Raw genomic sequence first — 1,229 nt, forward strand, 5'->3', positions numbered from 1 at the left:
CACCGACTCGACGGTCACCAGCCGGCCGCCGCGGACGATCGCCACCCGGCCGCAGGCCCGCTGCACCTCGGGCAGGACGTGGCTGGACAGCAGCACCGTACGGCCTGCCGCCGTCTCCTCGGCGAGGAGCTCGAAGAACGCCTCCTGGACCAACGGGTCCAGCCCCTCGGTCGGTTCGTCCAGCACGGTCAGCGCCGGCCGGTGCTGGAGGGCCTGGACAAGCCCGAGCTTCTGCTTCATGCCGCGCGAGTATTCCCCCACCGCCCGGCCCAGGTCGGCCGGCGACAGGTCGAGCCGCGCGCAGAGTTCGGCCTGCCGCGGCACGGGCGCGCCCTGGAGGGTGGCGAGGAGGTCGAGGGTCTGGCGCCCGGTGAGTTCCGGGTAGAGCCGCAGCTCACCGGGGAGGTAGCCGATCGAGGGCGCCAGCCGCCGGTGGTCGGCTACCGGGTCCAGCCCCAGGACGCGGACGTCCCCGTCGCTCGGCCGCAGCAGCCCGACCAGGCAGCGCAGCGTGGTGGTCTTCCCCGCGCCGTTCGGCCCGAGCAGGCCGAAGACCTCCCCCGCACCGACCTCCAGGTCCAGACCGTCGATGCCGACGGTCCGGCCGTACCGCTTCGTCAGCGATCTGAGCTCGATCGCCGCCGCGCCGCTCTCGGGCATGCCGCACCTCCCGTGGTGACTGCGGCTCCATGGTGCCCGCAGCGGACCACCTCGAACCCGCAGGCCACGTCGGGAGGTCGCGCGGAGCGCCGGCGGGCGGCCCGGGCGCACGGCCCGTCGGACAGGCCATCGTGATCGCTAGCATCGGGTCATGGAATCGATCGAACGTGCAGCCGGTACCGTCATCGGGTCCGCGGTGGGCGATGCCCTCGGCGCGCCCTTCGAGTTCGGCCCTGCGGACGCGTTCACCGCGCGGTTCCCGGCGTCCGCCGCCGGCGGTGAGATGTGCGGAGGCGGTGGCTGGGATCCGGGCGAGGCGACGGACGACACGCAGATGGCCGTGCTGGTCGCGGAGTCCCTGGTCGAGCGCGGCGGGCTCGACCTGCCGGACATGTTCGCCCGTTTCCAGCGCTGGGCCGCCTCCGAGCCCAAGGACATCGGGCTGCAGACCGAAGACGTGCTGACCAACGGCCTCCCCTGGGAACTCGCGGCGGCGATCCACTTCCAGACCAACCTCCGCGCCGCCGGAAACGGCTCGCTGATGCGGGCCTCGACGTCGGCGGTCCACT

Annotated in this window: 2 protein-coding genes; one reads left to right on the forward strand and one right to left on the reverse strand. The window is 73.5% G+C overall.

Annotated elements, in window-relative coordinates; translation table 11 throughout:
• Positions 1-660, reverse strand: a 660-nt coding sequence (locus ABZ885_RS41515; RefSeq protein ID WP_360200440.1) for an ATP-binding cassette domain-containing protein, incomplete at its 3' end; no start/stop codon positions are given.
• 151 nt (positions 661-811) lie between these two features.
• Between ABZ885_RS41515 and ABZ885_RS41520 the strand changes: the two genes are divergently transcribed.
• Positions 812-1,229: ADP-ribosylglycohydrolase family protein (locus ABZ885_RS41520; RefSeq protein WP_360200442.1), on the forward strand; the 418-nt coding region annotated here is incomplete at its 3' end.

Origin of the sequence: Kitasatospora sp. NPDC047058 (assembly GCF_040643935.1) — a bacterium.
Classification (GTDB): Bacteria; Actinomycetota; Actinomycetes; order Streptomycetales; family Streptomycetaceae; genus Kitasatospora.